The organism is Bradyrhizobium sp. USDA 3262 (genome assembly GCF_054060035.1).
This window is the reverse complement of the sequence record NZ_JBSSCT010000001.1, coordinates 7,362,357-7,385,350: the sequence shown is the minus strand read 5'-3', so window position 1 is coordinate 7,385,350 and position 22,994 is coordinate 7,362,357. Positions and strand designations below refer to the sequence as shown.

Here is a 22,994-nt window from a genome sequence, read left to right as displayed (position 1 = left end):
GCGGCCCGCACGCATGCCGTGCGATCAGTCGGCGCTGGCCTTTTCCTGCATCGTCGCCTGCAGTTTCTTGATGTCCGCGGGCGTGAGTTGCGGACGATCGACCTTGATCGTCAACTTGTTGAGCTTGGCGGTCAGCGGGAACGGCGGCTTGTAGTCTGCGTCGTTCACGCCGGTGAGCGTGTCGGAGCCGACGTCGAAGCTCTCATCCCATTGCAGGATCATCGGCAGGGTCTTCTGCATTCGCTTCGTGGCGACTTCCTTGCCGTCTACCCTCAGCGTGCCGGTGCCGGGCTGTGCCAGGCCGCTGAAGTTGTTGTACTGCAGCGTGCCAGCACCGATGCCTTCGTATTTGAAATCAAACTCGACCGTGTGTCGGCCTGGCGACAGTGCGTCCGGACCTTCCCACTTGATGCGTTCGAGGTCGACCATGTTCCATAGGAATACAGGCCTGCCCTGCAGCAGGTAGAAGCCATAGCCGGCGAAGCGGCCTCCGGAGGTCAGGATCATGCCCTCGGCGCCGCCTTGCGGCACGTCGATGTCGGCGGTGATCGTGTAGGAGGCGTTGAGCAGCAGGGGCGAGTCACCCTGCGGCAATCCCGTCATCGGCCGCGTGTACACGAATTCCTTGCGACCCGCTGTGATGTTCGGGCGTGGCGCGATCATGCGCGCCGCCACCGACGCATCCATCGGGAAGACCTGGTACTTCTTGGCTTCCGCAACGAACTTCTGCCGCATCTCCTTTACCTTTTGCGGGTTCTGCGCCGCGATGTCGTCGGTCTGGCTGAAGTCGTTGTTCAGGTTGTAGAGCTGGAAGACCTGATTGTTGAGCGGATCCGGGTTCGCCGGACCGAACGCCTCCCACGGTGCACGGTTGACCTTGGTGGACAGCATCCAACCGTCGTCATAGAGCGCCCACTGGCCCATCATCTCGAAGTACTGGGTCTTGTGGCGGGACGCGGTCTTGGCGTTCGCCTTGTCGAACGTGTAGGCAAAGCTCGTGCCTTCGATCGGCGCCTGCTTGATGCCGTCCACCATTTCCGGCGGTCGGATACTGGCGGCTTCGAGGATCGTCGGCACGACGTCGATCATGTGGACAAACTGCTCGCGCAAAGCGCCCTTGTCCTTAATGCGGGCCGGCCATGACACCACCATGTTCTGGTTGATGCCGCCGAGCCGCGAGGCGTTCTGCTTGAACCAGTCGAACGGAGTATCAAACGCCCACGACCAGCCGGCAGACATGTGGTTGTACGTCTGCTCGGTGCCCCAGACATCGTAGTACTTCATCTGTACATCGACCGGGAGTTCATTGAGGCCGTTGAAGAATGCCACCTCGTTGGGCGTGCCGAGCGGTCCGCCCTCGGCACTGGTGCCGTTGTCGCCGTTGATGTAGATGACCAGCGTGTTGTCGAGCCTGCCAAGTTCCTGGAAGTGCTGGATCACGCGGCCAATCTCGTGGTCGTTGTAGGCCGCGTAGGCGGCGTAGACCTCGACCTGGCGGAGGAAGAGTTTCTTCTCATCGGCGCTAAGCTGGTCCCACGGCTTCAGCATTTCCTTGGGCCATGGTGCCAGCTTGGTGTCCTTCGGAACGACGCCGAGCCGCTTCTGGTTCTCGAGGATCCGCTCGCGCAGCTTCTCGTAGCCATCGTCGAACAGATGCATCGCGCTGATCTTGTCGACCCACTCCTTGGTGAGGTGGTGCGGCGCGTGTGTGGCGCCCGGCGCGTATTTGATGAAGAGCGGCTTCGACGGGTCGGTCTGGTGCATCCGTGTCATCCAATCGATGGCGTCGTCGGCCATCGCGGTGACGAGGTTCCAGGTGCCGGGCGGCTTGCCCTGGAACGGATAGATCTGCGTCGTCTTGCGGAAGAGATTTGGCTCCCACTGGTTGGCGTCGCCTCCAACGAAGCCATAGAAATACTCGAAGCCCATGCCGATCGGCCATTGGTCGAACGGGCCGACTTGGCTCGCCGTGTAGACCGGCGTGTTGTGGTCCTTGCCGAACCAGGACGTGCCGTAGCCATTGTCGAGCAGGATCCGTCCGATCGTCGCCTTGTCCTTGCCAATAATGCTGTTGTAACCCGGGAAGCCAGTCGACTGCTCCGAGATTACGCCGAAGCCGGCGGAATGGTGATTGCGTCCGGTGATCAGAGCCGCGCGGGTCGGCGAGCAGAGCGCGGTGGAGAAGACGCGGTTGTAGCGCAGGCCCTCATTGGCGATGCGGTCCATCGTCGGCGTCGGGATGACACCACCGAATGTGCTTGGCACGCCGAAACCGGCGTCGTCCGTGATGATCAGGAGCACGTTCGGTGCGTCCCTGGGCGGGACGACACGCGACGGCCACCACGGCTTCGACTGCAGGGCGCCGTCCTTGATAATGCCGCCGAACTTGGGATCGGGTGGCGGAAGTTGCCTTCCGTCGATTGCTGCCGTGGCGCTGGGCGAGCCGGGCGCAGCGGTGTTTTGCTGGGCTAGCGCCGAAGTGGAGATGAGCAATCCAAGGGTAAGAGCCGACACAGCTTTCGGGCAATGCATGGTGACGCTCCCAAAATTAAAAAATATGGGCAGCGTCACCTGTCATGGCGGCAGCAACATTGATGTACATCAAGCCGGAAAGCGCGGGCGAGGATTGGAGCGATCCCGACCAGGTCAGCGGCATTGACCAATGCCGGTGAAACGCCGCGCTGTCCGCTTCAGCATGCGGCAGACCGCGCGCAACCGCGACGGCTGGCGCATCCCGCCGATGCCGAGGCCGCGTCGAAATCAATCAGATGCGCTTGTTGTCTAGGTCATGCACCGCGTGCGTCGCGCACGGCCTGAGCGACCTTTGTCGCCTGCGATACTCGTCCGATCTTCGCGCCTGCAATGATCTTTCGTCGGCGTTCGCTTGGCTTCGGCGCCATGCCTTCGCCCGCGGTGGCTCCAGCCGAGGGATGCGTTGTGAAGTTCGCGGCCCGGTGCAGTGCGAGGGCCTTTCGCGCCGCTTCGACATGTGCGGTCCGGGCTGCCAAATTGTGCTGACGCCGGAGCTCCGTGTTCACCCGTTTCAGTGCCGCCGCAAACACCTGTTTTCGCTCTGAAGCATGCTTGGCGGTTCCCGGAAAGCTCGTCCCGCGAGCCTCGGCCTTTCCGCGGCTCTCTCGTTGCTTTTGTCGGCCGACCGTTCGCTCCTTGTCGCGCATCTTGCGCAAGCGGGGCCGCATGGCCTCGAGCTCAGCCACCTCGACGCTGTAGATGGCGGGATGATGCGTCAGGCGGATCGCCTCATATTCTTCATGGCTGAGGATGCTGCGTTCGAACTTGCAGGCGACCGACATTCCTATTCCTCCTTTTGATCTTCTTGAATCTCGGGGCAGAAGGACACGTCCAGCTCTGGCGGATCATAGCTGCAATGCCGCCGGATAGCTAATCTGCCACTATGCAGACTTGGCCGGCGCTTCGATCGCAGGGATCGATTGCCTTGCCATGGCGTCAAGGCATAGTGGCTCCTACTTTTCTGCTTCGTCGTCCTTGAGACGAATCCCCTCAGTCCGCAGAGCCGCAAAGAGAGCCGCGATATCTTCAGGCTCCATATTGTTGGGGCACATCCCGTTCAGTTGCTCGGTTGTGATCGTGCCGCTGCTCCTGGCGATGTCTCTTGCCTTCGCCATGATCTTCTGAAGGTCCATCTGTGTTCCTCCGCGAGGGACATACTCTACGCTCGCCACCCATGCATGTCGCCTTCTAAGAAACGTGGGCCTGTGGCTGCACTGAAGGATCGGTTCGCTTCACTTCGAGTTGAGACAATTTCGTTCGAAGTTCGCCATCGGAATTGGGCAGCGACCGCAACTTTGTCTCGCATGTTCGGTTAAACTGCGACATAATCCATGTCTCGCGTGCTGGTGAGCATGGATTCATGAACCGCAGCCCCGTGCTCGTAGACCTGGCGCTTCAAGGTGGGGGATCGCACGGTGCGTTCACGTGGGGTGTCCTGGATCGCCTTCTCGAAGAGCCATGGTTTCAGATTGCGGGCATATCCGGGACATCGGCCGGAGCGATGAACGCAGCCGTGCTGGCGGATGGTTGGACCGCGGGCGGCGCTGCCGGCGCACGCGAAGCGCTTGAAAAATATTGGCGAAGCGTCTCGCGCGCCGCCGCATTCAGTCCGTTGCAACGGTCGCCGCTCGACCGCCTGATGGGACGCTGGTCGCTTGACAGCTCCCCGGCCTATCTCTTCACCGATTTGATGTCGCGGATGCTTTCACCCTACGACCTCAATCCTCTTGGCTTCAATCCGCTCCGCGACATATTGAACGACAGCATCGATTTCGAGCGTCTTGCACGCGCGCCGATCAAGCTCTTCATAACCGCCACGCGCGTGCGTACGGGCCGCGGACGGATTTTTCGCAACGCGGAGATTACCGCGGATGTCCTGCTTGCGTCGGCTTGCCTGCCAACGATGTTTCGCGCGATCGAGATCGATGGCGAGCCCTATTGGGACGGCGGCTACGCCGGTAATCCCACCATTACGCCGCTCGTCCGCGAGACCGACGCGCGCGACACCGTCGTCGTCCAGATCAACCCGACCGAGCGGCCGGAGCAGCCGCGCACGGCCGCTGACATTCTCAACCGGCTCAACGAGATCTCATTCAACTCGCCGCTGGCAAAGGAGCTGCGGATGATCGCGTTGCTTCGCCAGGTCGCCGACCCAGGTACCGGGGAGGGCGCCCGCTGGGCGCAGATGAAGACGCACCGGATCAAGAGCGACATGCTTGCGACGTTCGGTTCGTCATCCAAGCTCAATGCCGAATGGGCGTTCGTGGCCAAGCTGCACGAGGAAGGGCGGCGAGCCGCCGGCGAATTCCTCGACGCGCATGGCGCCGATCTCGGTGAGCGCTCGACGGCGGATCTCGATATTCTGCTGGCGGAGTGCTGAGACGATGGGTCTTCTCGGCATTCTCGTCGGGCTTGGACTGCTGGTCTGTCTTGCTTTCCGCGGTTGGAGCGTGCTGCTGCTCGCGCCGCTCTGCGCGCTGGTGGCCGCAGCCTTCGGTGGCGAGCCGCTGCTTGCCAACTGGACGCAGACCTTCATGGGTAGTGCGTCGGGGTTTCTCGCGCAGTTCTTTCCCATTTTTCTGCTTGGCGCCGTGTTCGGAAAGCTCATGGATGACAGCGGCGCGGTCGCTGCGGTCGCGGGCTTCATCTCGCGGTGCCTGGGCGAACGCCGGATCATCCTCGCGGTCGTGCTCGCAGGCGCACTGGTCACCTACGGCGGCGTCAGCCTGTTCGTCGCCTTCTTCGTCATCGTTCCGATGGCGCAGTCGCTGTTTCGCTCGGCGGGGATTCCACGTCGTCTGGTACCGGCGGCGGTCATTCTCGGGACTTCGACCTTCACCATGTCGGCGCTGCCGGGCACGCCGTCGATACAGAATGCGATACCGATGCCTTTCTTCGGCACGACCCCCTTTGCCGCACCGGGCCTCGGCGTTGTCGCATCGATCATCATGCTGGGCGTCGGGCTGTGGTGGCTTCTTCGCGCGGAAAAAGCAGCGCACCGGGCAAAAGAGGGTTATGGCGACGAGCCGCCGGTTCCGGCGGATGCCGCCGACGATGAGCTGTTGCGCGAGCGGGCTACGACGGCGCGAGAATTCGACCCGGCGGAGCTCCGCCACGGATATCACAGCAGCGCCGCTGTCCCGATTTTCAACGCCATCCTTCCGCTGATCGTCGTCGTCGCCGTCAATCTGGTGATGTCGCTCGTTGTGCTGCCTCGGCTTGATTTCTCTTTCCTGGCCGAACAGCGGTGGGGCAATACATCGCTGGCTGCCGTGGCCGGTGTTTGGTCGGTTGTCGTGGCGTTGGCGGGAGCGATCGTGACGGTCATCCTCTGCAACTGGACGCGGCTGCCCGCACTCCGACGAACCATGGATGCGGGTGCCAACGCGTCGGTCTTGCCGGCCCTGAGCGTCGCAAGCCTTGTCGGATTCGGCGCCGTTATCGCCTCGCTTCCGGCCTTCGGCGTGGTGCGGGACTGGGTGTTGCGAATTGAGGGCGGCCCATTGGTGTCGCTCGCGGTCGCGACCAACATCCTTGCCGCGCTGACGGGGTCGGCTTCCGGCGGCTTGACGATCGCGCTCGATGCGTTGGGCCAGACTTATATGCGCCTTGCCGCGGAGGCGGGTATCGACCCCGGCCTTTTGCATCGCGTCGCGGTGATCGGCTCGGGAACGCTGGACATTTTGCCTCACAACGGCGCGGTCGTTAGCCTGCTTGCGATCTGTGGGCTCAAGCATCGCGACAGCTATCTCGACATCGTCATGGTCGGCATTGTGAGTTCTGTCATTGCGCTCGCAGCGGTGATTGCGATCGGCACCGCTTTCGGGTCGTTCTGACGCAAGGGTCATGGGTCGGCTCTGCTGGCCGCAAGGCGAGCCCGGCTGGAATGACGGTCATCTGAAAATGGCGAGGGGCCCGGCGTGTTGCGCCGAGCCCCTCATGGTCCATCTAAGCAAGACGCGTTTTCTTGATGCTAACCGGAACTCCACTTCGCTCGAAAACGCTTTAGAATATCAGCCGGCCTGTAAGCCGGGTTCTGTAGGACACCATTCTTGCGAATGATGCGCGACGGCCATTCCTCTGGGACAAGGTTCGCACCTTGCCTCGGGCAACCTACCCGGACAGCGGGCCTGACATCGCCCTGCGGTGTTATCGCGCATGCGCGAACTAACCGCGTTGCCGTCCCTATTCGGTTTTGCTCCCGGTGTGGTTTGCCATGCCGTCTCCGTTGCCGGAAACGCGGTGCGCTCTTACCGCACCTTTTCACCCTTACTTCCTCCGAGGAGGGAGCGGTTCGTTCTCTGTGGCACTTTCCCTGGGGTCGCCCCCGCCGGATGTTATCCGGCACCGCATGTCGATGGAGCCCGGACTTTCCTCCCCCGCGGCCTTTCGGCGCTTGCGGGAGCGGCCGTCCGGCCGACTGACGGCGTACGCATGCGGGCTTTGGCCGTCCGCGTCAAGCGATTGCGATGGTTAACCCTTGGCTTGGCGCCCGGCCGGTCCTCGATTTTGACATTCGCAGAGGAGGAGCCTTTGATATCGATTTGATCGATTCAAAGGTCGAGGCGCCATGGATACCGAACTGGCCCGGACGTTCCTGACGGTGGTGAGCGCCGGCAACTTCATCACTGCGGCGGAGCGGCTGCATGTCAGCCAGTCGACCGTCAGCACCCGCATCCACACGCTCGAGCAGCAGCTCGGCTGCATGCTGTTCGTGCGCAACAAGGCCGGCACCACGTTGACGCCGGCGGGCCGGCAGTTTCAGCGCCACGCCTCGGTGCTGGTCCGCACCGTCGAGCAGGCGCGCCATGACGTCGGAATCCCCAAGGGATTTTCCGCGACGCTGGTGGTCGGCGGCCGCATCGGCCTTTGGGAAGAGTATCTGCTGCGCTGGCTGCCGCTGATGACGCGGGCGCATCCCGACGTCTCGATCCGCGCCGAGAGCGCGCTCGAGCCCGAGCTGATGCAGGGGCTGGTCGAGGGACGCATCGATATCGGCGTCATGTACACGCCGCAGAGCCGCCCCGGCCTCAAGGTCGAGCAGCTGTTCGAGGAGCAGCTCATCCTGGTGTCGACCGATCCGAAGAGCGCGCCGGAGCCGGGACCGGGCTATGTCTATGTCGATTGGGGACCCGAATTCTACGCGCGCCACGCCACGCTGTTTCCGAATTTCGCCGGCCCCGCGCTGACGGTGAACATCGGCTGGCTCGGCTTGCAGCATCTCTTGGAGAATGGCGGCTCCGGATTCTTTGCGCGCCGTATCGTGGAGCCCCTCCTGAAGGCGCGGCGGCTGCACGCCGTCGCCGGTGCACCTGGCTTTGCGATGCCGGCCTATGTCGCCTATCCGGCTGACAGCCAGGACGATCATCTGGCGCGCGCGGTCGAGACCATGCATCGGCTCGCCGCGTCGCATGTCAATACGAGTGCGGACCTCCCGCGGGCGAAGCCCGCCACGCGGCGGCGGCGCTGACCGCGATTGCTATCGGCATCATCGATCAGTTCCATCGGCTTTCTTCGCTTGTCAGCGCAAACGTCCGCGTTCACAGCAGGATCGGCATCAGCAGGAGGTCAGACGAATGGATATTGCGGCAGAAGTGGCAGACGCGTTGCTCAAGGGCGCCTCCGACGCGATCGTTGCGACCGATGCCGAAGGCCGCATCACCTTGTGGAATCCCGGCGCGGTCAGGATGTTCGGCTTCAGCGCCGAGGAGGCGATCGGACAATCGCTCGATTTGATCATTCCGGAGAATCTGCGCGCGCGTCACTGGGCCGGCTTCCGGCACACGATGGCGACCGGGATGAGCCGCTACGGTCAGGGCGATCTGCTGTCGGTGCCGGCGCTGACCAGGCGCGGCACGCGCATCTCGGTCGAATTCACCATCGAGATGCTGCACGATGCGGCGCACAAGGTCGCCGGCACCGTCGCCGTGATGCGTGACGTGACCAAGCGTTTCGAGGAGCTCAAGGAGTTGCGGCGCCGCGCCGCGCAACAGGCCGGGACATCATCATGACGCCGGCCGCGAGGTGACCGCTATTTTCCCGATCGCAGGCGGGTCTCCGCGAGCGCGGTCACGAGGCCGATGACCAGCATCGAGGCGACGATGTCGGCTTCCGCGCCGAAACCAAATGCGATCACCGTCGCTGCGGCGACCGCCGCAAGGATCGAGATGGTCAGCCCTTCGTCGGCGATCAGCTGACGCAACGCCTTCAGGCGCGTGGTGCCCCGTTGCATTGCCTGCTCACACGCCGAGCGGATGGCCGCCCGCGGCGATGGTCGAGGCGACCTGACTGGCGTGGTGGCGCGGTTTCGCCACGATCCGGCTGCGCAGGATTCGGTACAGCATCGACAGCAGCAGCCGGGAAAGGCGCGTTGCTGTCTGCGGCAGTGGTGTCATGGCGGGTCCTCCGGGCATCCCGACCCAAAGGCTACGCGCTGCCATAAATTTAACAAACGAATAATACTGGCGATTACTATCGGACTATCCGATATAAGTCCGCTCCGCGGCCCGCCGGGCAGGCGTGGCATTCACGCCGGGCGGCCAAAATAATTTATCCTGACGATGTCGTCCTGCGTGTCGCCCGTTCGACTGGGTGTCGGCGATCCAGCCGATCAAGAGGAGTTCTCAAGATGCAATATCTGTTGCTGATCTACCGGAGCGACGCGGAATATGGCGGCATGAATGCCGACGACCGCAAGGCCCTGTCGGCGGAATATGCCGTATACACCCAGTCCATCATCCAGAGCGGACACTTCAAGGCGGGAGACGGGCTGCAGCCGGTATCGACCGCGACCACCGTGCGGGTGCGCGACGGCAAGACGCTGACGACCGACGGGCCGTTTGCGGAAACCCGCGAACAGCTCGGCGGCTACTATCTCGTCGATGCCAAGGATCTCGACACGGCGCTCGGCCTTGCGGCGCGGATTCCCGGCGCCAAGACCGGCTCGATCGAAGTCAGGCCGGTGATGATCTACGATAACCCGCGATAGCGGCATCGTCGCCAGATGGATGTAGCGGCCGCGTCGCCCGGCGCGGCCGCCGAGCAACGATTGATCGCCATGACCCCCAGCCAGATCGAAAAAGTGTTTCGCGACGAGGCGGGCCGGGCGCTCGCAACGCTGATCCGGCTCGTCGGCGATTTCGATCTGGCCGAGGATTCGCTTCAGGATGCGTTTGCGGTGGCGCTGCAGCGCTGGCCGATCGGCGAATTCCCCTCCAATCCGCGTGCCTGGCTGGTCAATGTCGGCCGCAACAAGGCGATCGACCGCGTCCGCCGCGCGGCGACGTTTCGCGGCAAGCAGCAGGAGCTGACGCATCAAATCCTGCTCGATGCGGAGTCCTCGCCCGAGCCGGCCGATGCAACGCTCGACGACGACATGCTGCGGCTGATCTTCACCTGCTGCCATCCGTCCTTTGCCGCCGAGGTCCAGGTCGCGCTGACCTTGCGCACGGTGTGCGGGTTGACGACGGTCGAGGTCGCGCGCGCCTTCCTGGTGAGCGAGGACGCCATGGCGCAGCGCCTCTTGCGCGCCAAGCAAAAGATAAAACTCGCCGGCATTCCCTATGAGGTGCCCGAGCGCGAGGCGCTGGAGCCGCGCCTCACCGGCGTGCTCGCCGTGATCTACCTCGTCTTCACCGAAGGTTATGCGGCGACGGCCGGCGAGGATCTGATGCGGCCCGATCTTGCGCGCGAGGCGATCCGGCTGGCGCGGCTGATCGATGCGCTGATACCGGCGCGCGGCGAGATCAAGGGGCTGTTGGCGCTGATGCTGCTGCATGATGCGCGGCGCGCCGGCCGCCAGACCGCCGGCGGCGATATCGTGCTGCTCGAGGAGCAGGACCGTTCGCTGTGGGATTTCCAGCAGATCGCCGAAGGCCTCGAACTGGTCGAGGAGGCGCTGCGGATGCCGGGCCGGCCGCAGTCCTACGCCGTGCAGGCCGCGATCGCCGCGCTGCACGCGCGGGCACCGAGTTACAAGGACACCGACTGGCCGCAGATCGCCGGTCTCTATGAGGTGCTGCTGCGCATCAGCCCGTCGCCGGTGATCGAGCTCAATCACGCCGCCGCGGTGTCGATGGTTGACGGCCCGGCGCGCGCGCTCGACCTGATCGACGCGCTGGACGCGCGCGGCACTTTGAAGGGATATGACCAGCTGCCCGCGGTGCGCGCCGATTTGCTGCGCCGCCTCGGCCGCAAGGACGAAGCGCGGCGGGCCTATCTCGCCGCAACGGCAGCCACGCAACTCGAACCGCTGCGGCGGCTCTATGCGCGGCGGATCGCCGAGATGGGGTGACGCACCCCATCTCGTGCATGGCCTGTGACGGCGCGCCATTCATCCACGATCGTCAGCGCGCCGTGCGGCGTTGAGCTTGCTCAGTACCCTGTCTTGGCCTTGGCGCCGGTGCTCGACTGCCCGGTCGTCGCCCCACTCGACATGCCGGTCGTGGTGCCGGGTGCCATCTTTGTCTTCTTCTGCGCATGATGGACTTTTTGGGTCTTGTGCTTGGTCGACATGGTCTTGTCCTGGGTCGACATAGCGCTTGCGGCTGTCGGAGCGACGATGAGGCCGATGGCGACAGCTCCGGCGATGAGTGCTTTGAACATGGACGAATCTCCACTCGGACCGCCCCAGCTAGAAAGACGGCATTTGACGGAAAGTTCCAATGTGCACGAACACTTGGCCGGAAAATGCACCGCTCCTCGCAATGACGGACGGAGGCGAGCCTAGCTCGACGCGACCACCGTCGCCGCATCCGGCGGCAGGCTCTCGAGCAGCGCGTGCAGCGTCGCCATGGTGGAGCGGTCGGCGATCCCGTCGATGCGCTCCGGGCGGAAGTGGCGCTGGAAGGCGGTGACGACCTCCATGGTCGGGCCGTCGAACTTGCCGTTGGTCGGGATGTTGTAGCCGTAGCGCCGGAACGCGGCCTGCATGTTGGACACGCTGTCGCTGATCGCACCGAGCTGCAGCGCGTCGCCGCGCACGACCGGCGCCGGCTGCACCCAGTGCCCGACGCCGGAATTGGCCAGCGAGTGCCACGGGAATTTCTCGCCGGGATCCTTCTTGCGCGCCGGCGCCACGTCGGAATGGCCGAGCACGCGATGCGAGACGATCTTGCGGCGAAGCATGATGCCGCGGCATAGCGCGATGACGGCTGCGATCTGGCGCAGCGGAAAGTCCGGATAGCCCCAATCGTGACCGCGATTGACGATCTCGACGCCGATCGAGCAGGAGTTGATGTCGTCATCGCCGGCCCATGCCGACACGCCGGCGTGCCAGGCGCGCTTGCTCTCCGGCACGCACTGCACGATGCGGCCGTCCTCGAGCACGATGTAATGCGCCGAGACCTCGGTGCCGGCCGTGCAGAGCTGGGTGATCGCACCCTCGACGTCGGGCATGCCGGTGTAGTGCAGCACGATCATGTCGGGTTGCCGGCCATTGGCGCGATCGCCGAAGTTCGCCGACGGGATCACGTCGGAGGCGATCGAGGAATCCGGCGTGAACGTCTTCGCGTCCGCCACCCCCTTTGGAACAGGGAGGGCGCGCTGACGCTTCGGATCAGCGTTGCCGGACGAAGACGAACTTGAAGCCATACGAATCACTCAAACCCGAACCAGGAGAAAGCATTTTGACATATGGATAAACAAATAGGCGTTTACTATCCCTTTACCGTGCGGGCCGCGCAATCGACCCCTGCCGGTTCCACGATCCGCGCGATGCGCCGCGTCGTTGTGCCCGGAATGGGTCTCGAGGGTATCACTCGAATGCGGATCAAAGGCGCGCGATTCCGCTAACCGATCATCAACGTTTTCTTAACGTTAAGTGCCGTTACTGAGAGGTGAAGTGCCGAACCGGTTTCGGGGGACGGCCAAAGGACGCTGAGCCCCGCTGTTTGCGCGAAATCCCATGGAAACCCTCCCAATTCCGGTCGGATATCAGGATTTGCGGCCGAGGACGGGAGTTGGCGCTGGCGCCACGCAGCGGCTTTTTCACGCGTTTTCGAGCGAAGTGGATACCGGTTCGCGTGAAGAAGACGCGTCAAGACAGGAATCCAGAGCCCCGTTCCGATCCAATCGGAACGAAGGAGGCTCTGGGCGCGAGGATTCGAGGCGCAATGAGTCGGCGCGCACCCAGCTTGCATGCCAGTTACGCGGCCCCGCCGGGGAGCGGCGCATGAGCGAGCGTGCGCCGCGTCACATTTCGGTGCTGGGCCGCGAGGCGGTCGCGTATCTCGCTCCATGCGCCGGCGGCATCTATGTCGACGCGACCTTCGGTGCAGGCGGCTACAGCCGGGCGATCCTCGATGTCGCCGATACCCGCGTGATCGGGATCGACCGCGACCGCACCGCGATAACCGGCGGCTTCGATCTGGTCGACGGCGCGGGCGGTCGGCTCACGCTGGTCGAGGATCGCTTCTCCAACCTCGCCGAGGTCTGCGCGTCGCAGGGGGTGGATGCGGTCGACGGCGTCGTGATGGATGTCGGCGTCTCCTCCATGCAGCTCGACCAGGCCGAACGCGGCTTCTCGTTCCGCCTCGGCGGTCCGCTCGACATGCGGATGGCCCAGAGCGGCCCGACCGCGGCCGATGTGGTCGCGTCGGCATCCGAGAAACAACTCGCCGACATCATCTATATCTTCGGCGAGGAGCGCCATTCGCGCGGCGTCGCCCGCGCCATCGTCGCCGCGCGCAAGGACGCGCCGATCACGACGACCGACGCGCTTGCCGATATCGTCGCGAAAGTCGTGCGCGCCAAGCCGAACGAGATCCATCCGGCGACGCGGACCTTTCAGGCGCTGCGCATCTTCGTCAATGAAGAGCTCGACGAGCTCTATCTGGCGCTCGCAGCCGCCGAGCGCGTGCTGAAGCCGGGCGGCCGGCTCGTCGTGGTTTCCTTCCATTCGCTGGAAGACCGCATCGTCAAGAATTTCCTCACGGAACGCGGCAAGGTCTCCGCCGGCTCGCGGCATTTGCCCGAAGTGGCGCAAGCGGCGCCGAGCTTTCAGATCCTGACCAAGCGTCCGGTGACGCCTGATGAGGCCGAGCTTACCGCCAATCCGCGCGCGCGATCGGCCAAGCTGCGTGCCGCCGAACGCACCGCGGCGCCGGTGCACGCCGACGACGACCTGCCGTCATGGCCGCGCCTGTCCGACCTGAAGCGGGGAGGGTGACGATGCGCCTTCTCCATCTCCTCGTCATCGGCATGCTGATCTTCGCGGCGTCCTATGTCTACCGCATCAAGATGGAATCGACCGCGCGCGTCGAACGCGTGCTGCAGCTCAATGCCGAGATCCGCGAGCAGCGCAACGCGATCGCCGCGTTGCGCGCCGAATGGGCCAAGCTCGATGCGCCGCTCCGGCTGCAGGGCCTCGCCGAGCGCCACCTGCCGCTGAAGCCGGTCAACGCCAACCAGTATGATTCCCTGAAGAACCTGCCGGAGCGGCCGCCGAGCTTCACGCGGCCCGGTTCGCGCGATCCGATCGGCGCGATGATCGACACCATCGAGGCCGCCGCGGCGCCCGACAGCACGACCGGATCGATCGACAAGGCGGCGACCGACCAGCCGGCCGCCGACCAGCCTGCGCCCGAAGACCCCGGGCAGGGCGGGGGAGACCAGCAATGACGGGACCAGCCATGACCGATCCGGCACCCGCCAACACGCCGGCCGTGAAACCCACCGAGCCCTGGAACCAGCGGCTGATCCGCACGCTGCTGTATGGCAGCAATGTCGACCGCGCCGCCAAGGCGCGCGCGCGCGTTGGCCTCGCCATCCTCGCTTTCGCCGCGGTTTATTGCGTGCTGGCGGGGAGGCTGGTGCTGTTCGCCGTCGGCGCCGACAGCCACGGCGCGCGCCGCACCGCCTCGCAGGACGCCATCGCGACCGCCAGGCCCGACATCACCGACCGCAACGGCGAAATCCTCGCCACCGACGTCAAGGCGCCGAGCCTGTTCGCCGAGCCGCGCCGCCTGATCGACAAGGACGAGGCGATCGAGCTCTTGACCGGAGCCTTGCCCGATCTCGACACCAGTGAAGTGCGCGACCGCCTGTCGTCGCGCAAGGGCTTCGTCTGGCTGAAGCGCGAGATCACGCCGAAGCAGCAGAGCGACATCCATCGCCTCGGCCTTCCCGGCGTCGGCTTCCTGCGCGAGAACAAGCGCGTCTATCCGACCGGCAACGAGGTCGCCCACCTGATCGGCCTCGTCAACATCGACAACCAGGGCATTGCCGGCATGGAGAAGTGGCTGGACAGCAACGGTCTGGCCGATCTGCATCGCGCGGGCTTCGCCACCGACCGGCTGCAGAAGCCGGTGGAGCTGTCGGTCGACCTGCGCGTCGAGCATGCGCTGCGTGACGAACTTCTCAAGGCAAAGGAGAAGTTCAAGGCCAAGGCCGCCTCCGGGCTCGTCTCCAACGTGCGCACCGGCGAGATCGTGGCGATGGTGTCGCTGCCGGATTTCGACCCGAACAATCCGAAGGAGGCGCACGATCCCGATCGCATCAACCGCCTGACCACCGGCGTCTACGAGATGGGCTCGACCTTCAAGGCGTTCACGCTGGCGATGGCCCTGGACAGCGGCCGGTTCGATCTCAACTCGATGTGGGATGCGCGCGGCCCGCTGCACTACGGCAAGTTTGCGATCCATGACGATCACAACATGGGCCGCATGATCAACATGAAGGAGGTGTTCTACTATTCCTCCAACATCGGCGCCGGGCGCATTGCGCTGGCGATGGGCGTCGACGCGCACAAGGCCTTCCTGCGCAAGATGGGGCAGCTCGAGCGGCTGCGCACCGAACTGCCGGAGAGCGCGTCGCCGATCGTGCCGAAGAAGTGGGGCGAGTTGAACACCGTCACCATCTCGTTCGGTCACGGCATCGCGGTGGCGCCGCTGCAGGCGGTGATGGGCATCGATGCGCTGGTCAATGGCGGCTACCTGATTCCGCCGACCTTCCTGAAGCGCACCGAGCAGGAGGCGATGGCGCTCGCCAAGCGCGTCATCAAGCCCGAGACCTCGGACAAGATGCGCTATCTGATGCGGCTCAATGCCGAGATCGGCACCGCGAAGAAGGCCGACGTCAAGGGCTACTATATCGGCGGCAAGACCGGCACCGCGGAGAAGGTGATCAACGGCCGCTACGCCAAGAAGCGCGTGCTCAACGCCTTCACCGCGATCCTGCCCGCCGACAATCCGAAATATCAGCTCCTGATCATGCTCGACGAGCCGCAGCCCCTGAAGGAGACCTACGGGTTCATCACCTCGGGCTGGAATGCGGTGCCGACCGGCGGCAATGTGATCGCCCGAATTGCGCCGCTTTTGGGCGTTGAACCGCGATTCGACCTGCCGCCGTCCGACCGCCTTATTCTTGCGGCATCCAGAACAACCCAGTAAGGCGTATATTCACGGCATGATCCGGACCGGAACGGCCGCGTTAGCGAGAAGTGCGATGCGGTTTTCCGGATAGATCATGCTCAAGCGACGGCGCCAGAACGGCGCCGGCCAGACTGGAAGATCATGAGACTTCGCGACCTCTTCGACGCCGATGCCACGATCGATCCAAGTGCCGACACTATCGTCGTCGGAGGGCTTGCGGTCGACAGCCGTGCGGTGAAGCCGGGCGACCTGTTCTTCGCGCTGGCCGGCAGCAGGACCGACGGCGCGCGCTTCGTCGATGCGGCGATCGCCGCCGGCGCGGTCGCGGTCGTCAGCGACCATCTGCCGCAAGGTCACGCTCGCGCCCCCTTCGTCATCACGCCGAATCCGCGCCGCGCGCTGGCGCTCGCTGCGGCCAAATTCTTTTCCCGCCAGCCCGCGACGATCGCGGCGGTGACCGGCACCAGCGGCAAGACCTCGGTCGCAGCGTTTACGCGCCAGATATGGCAGCGGCTCGGTCATTCCTCCGCCAGCATCGGCACCATCGGCCTCGTCTCGGACAAGCGCACGATCTACGGCTCGCTGACCACGCCGGATCCGATCGCGCTGCATCGCCAGCTCGACGAGATCGCGGGCGACGGCGTCACGCATCTGGCGTTCGAGGCGTCCTCGCACGGCCTCGACCAGTATCGTCTCGACGGTGTGCGCATCGCCGCCGGCGGCTTCACCAACCTGTCGCGCGATCACATGGATTATCATCCCGATGTCGCGCATTACCTCAACGCAAAACTCCGGCTGTTCCGCGATCTCGTCGCGCCTGGCGGCGCCGCGGTGATCTCGGCCGACCATGACTGTTCGGGCGCGGTGATCGATGCGGCGCGCTCGCGCGGCCTGCGCATCATCGCGGTCGGCCGCAACGCCGATGCAAGCGATGGCATCAGGATCCTTGATGCCGCCATCGAAGGCTTTGCCCAGCGGCTCCTGATCGAGCACCGCGGGCGCAAGCACGCGATCCGGCTGCCGCTGGTCGGCGAATTCCAGATCGAGAATGCGCTGGTCGCGGCCGGACTTGCGATCGGCACCGGCAGCGCCGCCGCCGACGTATTCGGCTGCCTCGAACATCTCGAAGGCGCCAAGGGCCGGCTGGAATTCGTCGGCGAGCACAATGGTGCGCCGATCTTCGTCGACTACGCCCACAAGCCCGATGCGCTCGCCAAGGCGTTGCAGGCGCTGCGGCCCTATGCCAAGCGCAAGCTCGTCGTGATCTTCGGCGCCGGCGGCGACCGTGACGCCGGCAAGCGTCCGATCATGGGCGCGATCGCGGCCGAGAATGCCGATCAGGTCATCGTCACCGACGACAATCCGCGCAGCGAGAAGCCGGAGGCGATCCGCGCCGCGATCATGGCGACGGCGAAGGGCGCGCGCGAGATCGGCGACCGCGCCGCGGCGATCCGCGCCGGCATTGCCGGCCTCGCGCCGGGCGATGCGCTGGTCGTTGCCGGCAAGGGCCACGAGGTCGGGCAGATCGTCGGCAACACGACGCTGCCGTTCAGCGATCATGAGGCGGTCGCCAGTGCACTGGCTGCGGAGGGCGCATGAGCACGATGTTGTGGACCTCGGATGCGATGGCGACGGCGATGCGCGCCGCCACGCAAGGCGCGCTGCCGGACGGCGTCAGCGGTCTCTCGATCGACAGCCGCACCATTGCAAAGGGCGAGGCGTATTTCGCGATCAAGGGCGACGTCCATGACGGCCACGCCTTCGTCGAGGCGGCGCTGAAGGCCGGCGCCGGGCTCGCGGTGGTCGAGACTGCGCAACGGGCAAAGTTTCCCACTGATGCGCCGCTGCTGGTCGTCGACGACGTGCTCGCCGGTCTCGTCGAGCTCGCCCATGCCTCGCGCGCGCGGCTCAACGCGCGGATCATCGCGGTGACCGGCTCGGTCGGCAAGACCTCGACGAAAGAGGCGCTGCGCCGCGTGCTGTCGGCGCAGGGCGAGACCCATGCGTCGGTGGCGTCGTTCAACAATCACTGGGGCGTGCCGCTGTCGCTGGCGCGCTGCCCGGCCAGCACCCGCTTTGCGGTGTTCGAGATCGGCATGAACCATGCCGGCGAGATCACGCCGCTGGTGAAGATGGTGCGCCCGCACGTCGCAATCATCACCACGATCGAGCCGGTGCATCTGGAATTCTTCGCTGGCATCGAGGCGATCGCCGACGCCAAGGCGGAGATCTTCGCGGGGCTCGAGCCCGATGGCGCCGTCGTGCTCAACCGCGACAACGGACAATTCGCGCGGCTGCAGAAGCAGGCCAAGCAGGCCGGCATCTCGCGCATCGTCTCGTTCGGCACCGACAAGCGCGCCGAGGCGCGGCTGCTCGACCTGTCGCTGCACGCGACCTGCTCGGCGGTGCATGCGGATATTCTGGATCACGACATCACCTACAAGATCGGCATGCCCGGCCGGCACATGGCGATGAACTCGCTCGCGGTGCTCGCCGGTGCTTCGCTGCTCGGCGCCGATATCGCGCGCGCGGCGTTGTCGCTGTCGCAGCTCGAGGCGCCGACCGGCCGCGGCTTCCGCCGCACCCTCGAGGTCGGCCATGGCGAGGCGATGCTGATCGACGAGAGCTACAACGCCAACCCGGCCTCGATGGGAGCCGCGCTCAACGTACTCGGCCAGGCCCAGACCGGGCCGCATGGCCGGCGCATCGCCGTGCTCGGCGACATGCTCGAACTCGGGCCGACCGGGCCCGAATTGCACCGCGGCCTCAACGAGGCCGTGACTGCCAACCGCATCGACCTCGTATATTGTTGTGGTCCGCTGATGCGGAATCTGTGGGATGCCCTTTCCACCGGCAAGCGGGGAGGCTATGCCGAGAGCTCGGCGGCGCTCGAAGCGCAGGCGGTCGCCGCGGTCCGTGCCGGTGACGTGATCATGGTGAAGGGCTCGCTGGGATCGAAGATGAAGCTCATTGTCAGCGCGCTGGAAAAACGCTTCCCCGACAAGGCCGCGCACGAAGAAGCGGTATAGGACTCCTCGAATGTTCTACTGGTTGATCGAACTGTCCAACACCGTTCCGGGGTTTGGGGCATTCCGCAGCGCGCTGAACGTGTTCCGCTACATCACGTTCCGCACCGGCGGCGCGATGGTGACCGGACGCGCTGTTCGTGTTCCTGTTCGGGCCCTGGATCATCGATCATCTGCGGTTGCGGCAGGGCAAGGGCCAGCCGATCCGGACCGATGGTCCGCAGTCGCATCTGATCTCCAAGAAGGGCACGCCCACCATGGGCGGGCTGATGATCCTGTCCGGGCTCGTGGTGTCGACACTGCTCTGGGCCAATCCGCTCAATCCCTATGTCTGGATCGTGCTGGCGGTGACGCTCGGCTTCGGCTTCGTCGGCTTCTATGACGATTATCTGAAGGTCACAAAGCAGTCACACTCTGGCTTCGCCGGCAAGCTGCGGCTGCTGATCGAAGCCGCGATCGGGCTTGCCGCCACCTACGCGCTGGTCCGGCTCGGGCGCGACGTGTCCTCGACGTCGCTCGTGATTCCCTTCTTCAAGGACCTCGTGATCAATTTCGGCTGGTTCTTCGTGATCTTCGGCGCCTTCGTGATGGTCGGTGCCGGCAATGCGGTGAACCTGACCGACGGCCTCGACGGTCTTGCGATCGTGCCCGTGATGATCGCCGCCGCCAGCTTCGGCATGATCTCGTACCTGACCGGCAACGCGGTGTTCTCGGATTATTTGCAGATCAATTACGTCGCCGGCACCGGCGAACTGGCGGTGCTGTGCGGCGCGGTGCTTGGCGCGGGCCTCGGCTTCCTCTGGTTCAACGCGCCGCCGGCCTCGATCTTCATGGGCGACACCGGCTCGCTGGCGCTCGGCGGCATGCTCGGCGCGACGGCGGTTGCGGTGAAGCACGAGATCGTGCTCGCCGTGATCGGCGGCCTGTTCGTGCTGGAGGCGGTCTCGGTCATCGTCCAGGTCACCTCGTTCAAGCTCACCGGCAAGCGCGTGTTCCGGATGGCGCCGCTGCACCATCATTTCGAGCAGAAGGGCTGGACCGAGCCGCAGATCGTGATCCGGTTCTGGATCATCTCGGTGATGCTGGCGCTCGCCGGCCTCTCCACCCTCAAGCTGCGCTAAGCGTCGCCATGATCCCGGTCACATCCTTCTCCGGCAAGACGGTCGCGGTGTTCGGGCTCGGCGGCTCCGGGCTCGCGAGCTGCCACGCGCTGAAGGCCGGCGGCGCGGAGGTGATCGCCGCCGACGACAATGCCGACAACGTCGCCAAGGCGGCGCAGGCCGGCTTCACCACCGCCGATCTGCGCACCGTGTCGTGGGCGAATTTCGCCGCATTGATCCTGACTCCCGGCGCGCCGCTGACCCATCCGGCGCCGCACTGGAGCGTGCTGAAGGCGCGCGAGGCGGGCTGCGAGGTGATCGGCGACGTCGAACTGTTCTGCCGCGAGCGCCGCCGTCACGCGCCGAACGCGCCGTTCGTCGCCATCACCGGCACCAACGGCAAATCGACCACCACGGCGCTGATCGCGCATCTGATTGATGTCGCCGGCTACGACACCCAGATGGGCGGCAATATCGGCACCGCGATCCTCTCGCTGGAGCCGCCGCGCATGGGCCGCGTCCACGTGATCGAGATGTCGTCCTACCAGATCGACCTCGCACCGTCGCTCGATCCGTCGGTCGGCATCCTGATCAACATCAGCGAGGATCACATCGACCGCCACGGCACGCTCGAGCATTACGCCGCGGTCAAGGAGCGGCTGGTCGCCTGCGTGCAGGCCGGCGGCACCGCGATAACAGGCGTCGACGACATCTGGTGCCGCAACATCGCCGACCGGCTCGATCGCGCCGGCAAGCGCGTGGTGCGCATCTCGGTGAAGAACCCGCTGCCCGACGGCCTCTATGTCGAGCACGAGACCATCGTGCGTGCATCTGGCGCAGCGCGCAGCGAGATCGCGCGGTTAGGCGGCATCGGCTCGCTGCGCGGCCTGCACAATGCGCAGAACGCCGCCTGCGCCTCGGCCTGCGCGCTGGCGATGGGGATCGCGACCGACGTGCTGCAGAACGGCCTGCGCAGCTTCCCGGGTCTCGCGCATCGCATGGAGCAGGTCGGCCGCCGCGGCAACGTGCTGTTCGTCAACGATTCCAAGGGCACCAATGCGGATGCGGCCGCGCATGCGCTGTCGTCGTTCGCCGACATCTACTGGATCGCCGGCGGCAAGCCGAAGGCCGGCGGCATCACCAGCCTGACCGGCTACTTTCCGCGTATCCGCAAGGCGTATCTGATCGGCGAGGCGGCGGCCGAATTCTCCGGCACGCTTGGCGAGCGCGTCCCGCACGACATGTCCGGCACGCTCGAGGTCGCGATCGCCAGCGCCGCGCGCGATGCCGAGGCATCGGGTCTCGCCGAGGCCGTCGTGCTGCTGTCGCCGGCCTGCGCCTCGTTCGACCAGTACCGCAATTTCGAAATCCGCGGCACCGCCTTCCGCGACATCGTCCAGGCGCTGCCCGGCGTCAAGCCGGTGGTGTAGGCACAACCCCTCCGTTATTCCCCGGTGCGCAGTTGCGCAGAGAATGCGGGAGTCTGACTCACAGGCCGCGCAACACGCTCGGTGTCGTCCCTGCGAAAGCAGGGACCCATAACCACAAATGCCAATTGTTGGGCGATGCCGGAATGACGAGTCCCTTTCACAAAACCCGCCGCGGAGTATGGGTCCCTGCTTTCGCAGGGACGACAGCGGTGCGTGGGTCCGCAGCGGAGGCTCACTTGCCTCCCTCAAAAGTTACCCATCCCGTTAACCCCTTGGAAACCATCCTGCGCCACGAATGGACGTTATCTCTGCCATCTGGGGACGCCCATGCTCGCCCGTGACCAACGCACCCCGTTCTCGGACTGGTGGTGGACCGTCGACAAGCTGCTGCTTGTCGCGATCGCCGCGTTGATGCTGGCCGGCGTCATCCTGTCGCTGGCCGCGAGTCCGCCGGTGGCGACCCGGATCGGGCTCGATCCGTTCCACTTCTTCAACCGCCACGTCATGTTCCTGGTGCCGTCGCTGATGGTGCTGATCGGCGTCTCGTTCATGACGCCGCGGCAGATCCGGCGCACCGCGCTGATCGTGTTCGCGGTCTCGATCGCGCTGATCGTGCTGACGCTGCTGATCGGACCCGAGGTCAAGGGCTCGCGGCGCTGGATCACGCTGCTCGGCGTCAACATCCAGGCCTCCGAAGCCGCAAAACCCTCCTTCGTCATCGTCGCGGCCTGGCTGTTTGCGGAATCGACCAAGCGGCCGGAGATGCCGGCGACCTCGATGGCGCTGGTGCTGTTGCTGACGCTGGTCACGCTGCTGGTGATGGAGCCCGACTTCGGTCAGACCATGCTGATCCTCACAGTCTGGGGCGCCCTGTTCTTCATCGCGGGCATGCGGATGATCTGGGTGTTCGGGCTCGCCGGCGCGGCGGGCGCGGGCCTGTTCGGCGCCTACCTGCTGGTGCCGCACGTCGCCGGCCGCATCAAGCGCTTCATGAATCCCGCCTCCGGCGACACCTTCCAGGTCGACACCGCGATGGAGGCGTTCTGGAACGGCGGCTGGTTCGGCTTGGGGCCGGGCGAGGGCATCGCCAAGCGCAGCCTGCCGGACAGCCACACCGACTTCGTGTTCGCGGTCGCCGCGGAAGAGTTCGGCATCATTCTCTGCTTGATGCTGGTCGCGCTGTTCGGTTTCATCGTGATCCGCACGCTGACCCGCGCCTATGCCACCGAGGACATGTTCTCGCGCTTCGCAGCCTCGGGGCTTGCGATCCTGTTCGGCGTGCAGGCGACGATCAACATGGCGGTCAATCTGCAACTGATCCCGGCCAAGGGCATGACGCTGCCGTTCATCTCCTATGGCGGCTCCTCGTTCGTGTCGCTTGCCTATGGCGTCGGCATGATGCTGGCGCTGACGCGGCAGCGACCGCGCACCGAGATCGAATCGATGGAAGGCGCCAGCGCTCAGCGCGCCTACGCGTAGGTGAACCCTTGTTGTCATTGCGAGGAGCGAAGCGACGAAGCAATCCATCCCTCCGTT

At 65.0% G+C, this 22,994-nt stretch carries 20 protein-coding genes, 1 other RNA gene and 1 pseudogene; 14 read left to right on the top strand and 8 right to left on the bottom strand.

Annotated features, from left to right (window positions below):
* Positions 1 to 24 precede the first annotated feature (24 nt).
* From ACVWYP_RS34970 to ACVWYP_RS34960, 3 genes are all read right to left on the bottom strand, one after another.
* Positions 25 to 2,532, bottom strand: a complete 2,508-nt coding sequence (locus ACVWYP_RS34970) for an arylsulfatase (protein WP_456684269.1) — start codon at positions 2,530 to 2,532, stop codon at positions 25 to 27.
* 254 nt (positions 2,533 to 2,786) lie between these two features.
* Positions 2,787 to 3,314 carry a hypothetical protein gene (locus ACVWYP_RS34965; protein WP_304496447.1) on the bottom strand — a complete coding sequence of 176 codons (528 nt, stop codon included), beginning with the start codon at positions 3,312 to 3,314 and terminating at the stop codon, positions 2,787 to 2,789.
* A 171-nt stretch (positions 3,315 to 3,485) separates the two neighbouring features.
* A complete protein-coding gene (locus ACVWYP_RS34960) occupies positions 3,486 to 3,665 on the bottom strand; it encodes a hypothetical protein (protein WP_016840044.1) in 180 nt (59 codons plus the stop codon).
* 227 nt (positions 3,666 to 3,892) lie between these two features.
* Between ACVWYP_RS34960 and ACVWYP_RS34955 the strand changes: the two genes are divergently transcribed.
* Together ACVWYP_RS34955 and ACVWYP_RS34950 are read left to right on the top strand one after the other, a co-directional pair.
* A complete protein-coding gene (locus ACVWYP_RS34955) occupies positions 3,893 to 4,912 on the top strand; it encodes a patatin-like phospholipase family protein (RefSeq protein WP_026193140.1) in 1,020 nt (339 codons plus the stop codon).
* Positions 4,913 to 4,916: 4 nt separating this feature from the next.
* Entirely contained in the window at positions 4,917 to 6,368 is a 1,452-nt protein-coding gene (locus ACVWYP_RS34950; RefSeq protein ID WP_304496446.1) for a GntP family permease, read from the top strand.
* Between the two features lie 173 nt (positions 6,369 to 6,541).
* On the opposite strand, the gene rnpB is transcribed toward ACVWYP_RS34950, so the two are convergent.
* An RNA gene (gene rnpB, locus ACVWYP_RS34945) (RNase P RNA component class A) lies at positions 6,542 to 6,956 on the bottom strand.
* Between the two features lie 146 nt (positions 6,957 to 7,102).
* On the opposite strand from rnpB, the gene ACVWYP_RS34940 reads away from it, so the two are divergent.
* Entirely contained in the window at positions 7,103 to 8,002 is a 900-nt protein-coding gene (locus ACVWYP_RS34940) for a LysR family transcriptional regulator (protein ID WP_304496445.1), read from the top strand.
* A gap of 106 nt (positions 8,003 to 8,108) precedes the next feature.
* Positions 8,109 to 8,543, top strand: coding sequence for a PAS domain-containing protein (locus ACVWYP_RS34935; protein WP_304496444.1), 435 nt, complete (start codon positions 8,109 to 8,111; stop codon positions 8,541 to 8,543).
* Positions 8,544 to 8,563: 20 nt separating this feature from the next.
* Here the strand turns inward: ACVWYP_RS34935 and ACVWYP_RS34930 are convergent, their stop codons facing one another.
* On the bottom strand, positions 8,564 to 8,764 hold the full coding sequence (locus ACVWYP_RS34930) for a hypothetical protein (RefSeq protein ID WP_304496443.1): 201 nt from the start codon (positions 8,762 to 8,764) through the stop codon (positions 8,564 to 8,566).
* Between the two features lie 7 nt (positions 8,765 to 8,771).
* Positions 8,772 to 8,927, bottom strand: coding sequence for a hypothetical protein (locus tag ACVWYP_RS34925; RefSeq protein WP_157787882.1), 156 nt, complete (start codon positions 8,925 to 8,927; stop codon positions 8,772 to 8,774).
* A 233-nt stretch (positions 8,928 to 9,160) separates the two neighbouring features.
* On the opposite strand from ACVWYP_RS34925, the gene ACVWYP_RS34920 reads away from it, so the two are divergent.
* The gene (locus ACVWYP_RS34920) at positions 9,161 to 9,520 is read left to right on the top strand and encodes a YciI family protein (protein ID WP_028332558.1); all 360 of its coding nucleotides are present in this window, start codon (positions 9,161 to 9,163) and stop codon (positions 9,518 to 9,520) included.
* Between the two features lie 69 nt (positions 9,521 to 9,589).
* A complete protein-coding gene (locus tag ACVWYP_RS34915; RefSeq protein WP_038383091.1) occupies positions 9,590 to 10,825 on the top strand; it encodes an RNA polymerase sigma factor in 1,236 nt (411 codons plus the stop codon).
* Positions 10,826 to 10,905: 80 nt separating this feature from the next.
* Here the strand turns inward: ACVWYP_RS34915 and ACVWYP_RS34910 are convergent, their stop codons facing one another.
* Both ACVWYP_RS34910 and ACVWYP_RS34905 read right to left on the bottom strand, forming a co-directional pair.
* Positions 10,906 to 11,136: a hypothetical protein gene (locus tag ACVWYP_RS34910; protein ID WP_028342192.1), complete on the bottom strand. Its 231-nt coding sequence runs from the start codon at positions 11,134 to 11,136 to the stop codon at positions 10,906 to 10,908.
* 120 nt (positions 11,137 to 11,256) lie between these two features.
* A complete protein-coding gene (locus ACVWYP_RS34905) occupies positions 11,257 to 12,123 on the bottom strand; it encodes an N-acetylmuramoyl-L-alanine amidase (RefSeq protein WP_304496442.1) in 867 nt (288 codons plus the stop codon).
* Positions 12,124 to 12,703: 580 nt separating this feature from the next.
* On the opposite strand from ACVWYP_RS34905, the gene rsmH reads away from it, so the two are divergent.
* From rsmH to ftsW, 8 genes and pseudogenes are all read left to right on the top strand, one after another.
* Positions 12,704 to 13,699, top strand: a complete 996-nt coding sequence (gene rsmH / locus ACVWYP_RS34900) for a 16S rRNA (cytosine(1402)-N(4))-methyltransferase RsmH (protein WP_304496441.1) — start codon at positions 12,704 to 12,706, stop codon at positions 13,697 to 13,699.
* Between the two features lie 2 nt (positions 13,700 to 13,701).
* Entirely contained in the window at positions 13,702 to 14,151 is a 450-nt protein-coding gene (ftsL, locus tag ACVWYP_RS34895) for a cell division protein FtsL (RefSeq protein WP_304496440.1), read from the top strand.
* A gap of 11 nt (positions 14,152 to 14,162) precedes the next feature.
* Positions 14,163 to 15,920: a peptidoglycan D,D-transpeptidase FtsI family protein gene (locus ACVWYP_RS34890; RefSeq protein WP_225162869.1), complete on the top strand. Its 1,758-nt coding sequence runs from the start codon at positions 14,163 to 14,165 to the stop codon at positions 15,918 to 15,920.
* A gap of 123 nt (positions 15,921 to 16,043) precedes the next feature.
* Positions 16,044 to 17,501 (top strand): UDP-N-acetylmuramoyl-L-alanyl-D-glutamate--2,6-diaminopimelate ligase, encoded by a 1,458-nt coding sequence (locus ACVWYP_RS34885; protein WP_304496439.1) that lies wholly within the window; start codon positions 16,044 to 16,046, stop codon positions 17,499 to 17,501.
* Positions 17,498 to 18,931, top strand: a complete 1,434-nt coding sequence (locus ACVWYP_RS34880; RefSeq protein WP_304496438.1) for a UDP-N-acetylmuramoylalanyl-D-glutamyl-2,6-diaminopimelate--D-alanyl-D-alanine ligase — start codon at positions 17,498 to 17,500, stop codon at positions 18,929 to 18,931. Before ACVWYP_RS34885 ends, ACVWYP_RS34880 begins: the two co-directional genes overlap by 4 nt.
* Positions 18,932 to 18,941: 10 nt before the next feature.
* Positions 18,942 to 20,049 (top strand): annotated as a pseudogene (gene mraY / locus ACVWYP_RS34875) (phospho-N-acetylmuramoyl-pentapeptide-transferase).
* A gap of 8 nt (positions 20,050 to 20,057) precedes the next feature.
* Positions 20,058 to 21,458, top strand: a complete 1,401-nt coding sequence (gene murD, locus ACVWYP_RS34870; protein ID WP_304496437.1) for a UDP-N-acetylmuramoyl-L-alanine--D-glutamate ligase — start codon at positions 20,058 to 20,060, stop codon at positions 21,456 to 21,458.
* Positions 21,459 to 21,785: 327 nt separating this feature from the next.
* The gene (ftsW, locus tag ACVWYP_RS34865) at positions 21,786 to 22,937 is read left to right on the top strand and encodes a putative lipid II flippase FtsW (RefSeq protein ID WP_028342184.1); all 1,152 of its coding nucleotides are present in this window, start codon (positions 21,786 to 21,788) and stop codon (positions 22,935 to 22,937) included.
* Positions 22,938 to 22,994 lie beyond the last annotated feature (57 nt).

What these genes read in the sequence shown, in the direction of transcription:
- ftsW (WP_028342184.1), top strand. Translation starts at nt 21,786, where the DNA reads ATGCTCGCCCGTGACCAACGCACCCCGTTCTCGGACTGGTGGTGGACC.
- ACVWYP_RS34890 (WP_225162869.1), top strand. Translation starts at nt 14,163, where the DNA reads ATGACCGATCCGGCACCCGCCAACACGCCGGCCGTGAAACCCACCGAG.
- ACVWYP_RS34960 (WP_016840044.1), bottom strand. Translation starts at nt 3,665, where the DNA reads ATGGACCTTCAGAAGATCATGGCGAAGGCAAGAGACATCGCCAGGAGC.
- ACVWYP_RS34880 (WP_304496438.1), top strand. Translation starts at nt 17,498, where the DNA reads ATGAGCACGATGTTGTGGACCTCGGATGCGATGGCGACGGCGATGCGC.
- ftsL (WP_304496440.1), top strand. Translation starts at nt 13,702, where the DNA reads ATGCGCCTTCTCCATCTCCTCGTCATCGGCATGCTGATCTTCGCGGCG.
- ACVWYP_RS34920 (WP_028332558.1), top strand. Translation starts at nt 9,161, where the DNA reads ATGCAATATCTGTTGCTGATCTACCGGAGCGACGCGGAATATGGCGGC.
- ACVWYP_RS34915 (WP_038383091.1), top strand. Translation starts at nt 9,590, where the DNA reads ATGACCCCCAGCCAGATCGAAAAAGTGTTTCGCGACGAGGCGGGCCGG.
- ACVWYP_RS34925 (WP_157787882.1), bottom strand. Translation starts at nt 8,927, where the DNA reads ATGACACCACTGCCGCAGACAGCAACGCGCCTTTCCCGGCTGCTGCTG.
- ACVWYP_RS34910 (WP_028342192.1), bottom strand. Translation starts at nt 11,136, where the DNA reads ATGTTCAAAGCACTCATCGCCGGAGCTGTCGCCATCGGCCTCATCGTC.
- ACVWYP_RS34930 (WP_304496443.1), bottom strand. Translation starts at nt 8,764, where the DNA reads ATGCAACGGGGCACCACGCGCCTGAAGGCGTTGCGTCAGCTGATCGCC.
- ACVWYP_RS34955 (WP_026193140.1), top strand. Translation starts at nt 3,893, where the DNA reads ATGAACCGCAGCCCCGTGCTCGTAGACCTGGCGCTTCAAGGTGGGGGA.
- ACVWYP_RS34935 (WP_304496444.1), top strand. Translation starts at nt 8,109, where the DNA reads ATGGATATTGCGGCAGAAGTGGCAGACGCGTTGCTCAAGGGCGCCTCC.
- ACVWYP_RS34885 (WP_304496439.1), top strand. Translation starts at nt 16,044, where the DNA reads ATGAGACTTCGCGACCTCTTCGACGCCGATGCCACGATCGATCCAAGT.
- murD (WP_304496437.1), top strand. Translation starts at nt 20,058, where the DNA reads ATGATCCCGGTCACATCCTTCTCCGGCAAGACGGTCGCGGTGTTCGGG.
- ACVWYP_RS34965 (WP_304496447.1), bottom strand. Translation starts at nt 3,314, where the DNA reads ATGTCGGTCGCCTGCAAGTTCGAACGCAGCATCCTCAGCCATGAAGAA.
- ACVWYP_RS34940 (WP_304496445.1), top strand. Translation starts at nt 7,103, where the DNA reads ATGGATACCGAACTGGCCCGGACGTTCCTGACGGTGGTGAGCGCCGGC.
- rsmH (WP_304496441.1), top strand. Translation starts at nt 12,704, where the DNA reads ATGAGCGAGCGTGCGCCGCGTCACATTTCGGTGCTGGGCCGCGAGGCG.
- ACVWYP_RS34905 (WP_304496442.1), bottom strand. Translation starts at nt 12,123, where the DNA reads ATGGCTTCAAGTTCGTCTTCGTCCGGCAACGCTGATCCGAAGCGTCAG.
- ACVWYP_RS34950 (WP_304496446.1), top strand. Translation starts at nt 4,917, where the DNA reads ATGGGTCTTCTCGGCATTCTCGTCGGGCTTGGACTGCTGGTCTGTCTT.
- ACVWYP_RS34970 (WP_456684269.1), bottom strand. Translation starts at nt 2,532, where the DNA reads ATGCATTGCCCGAAAGCTGTGTCGGCTCTTACCCTTGGATTGCTCATC.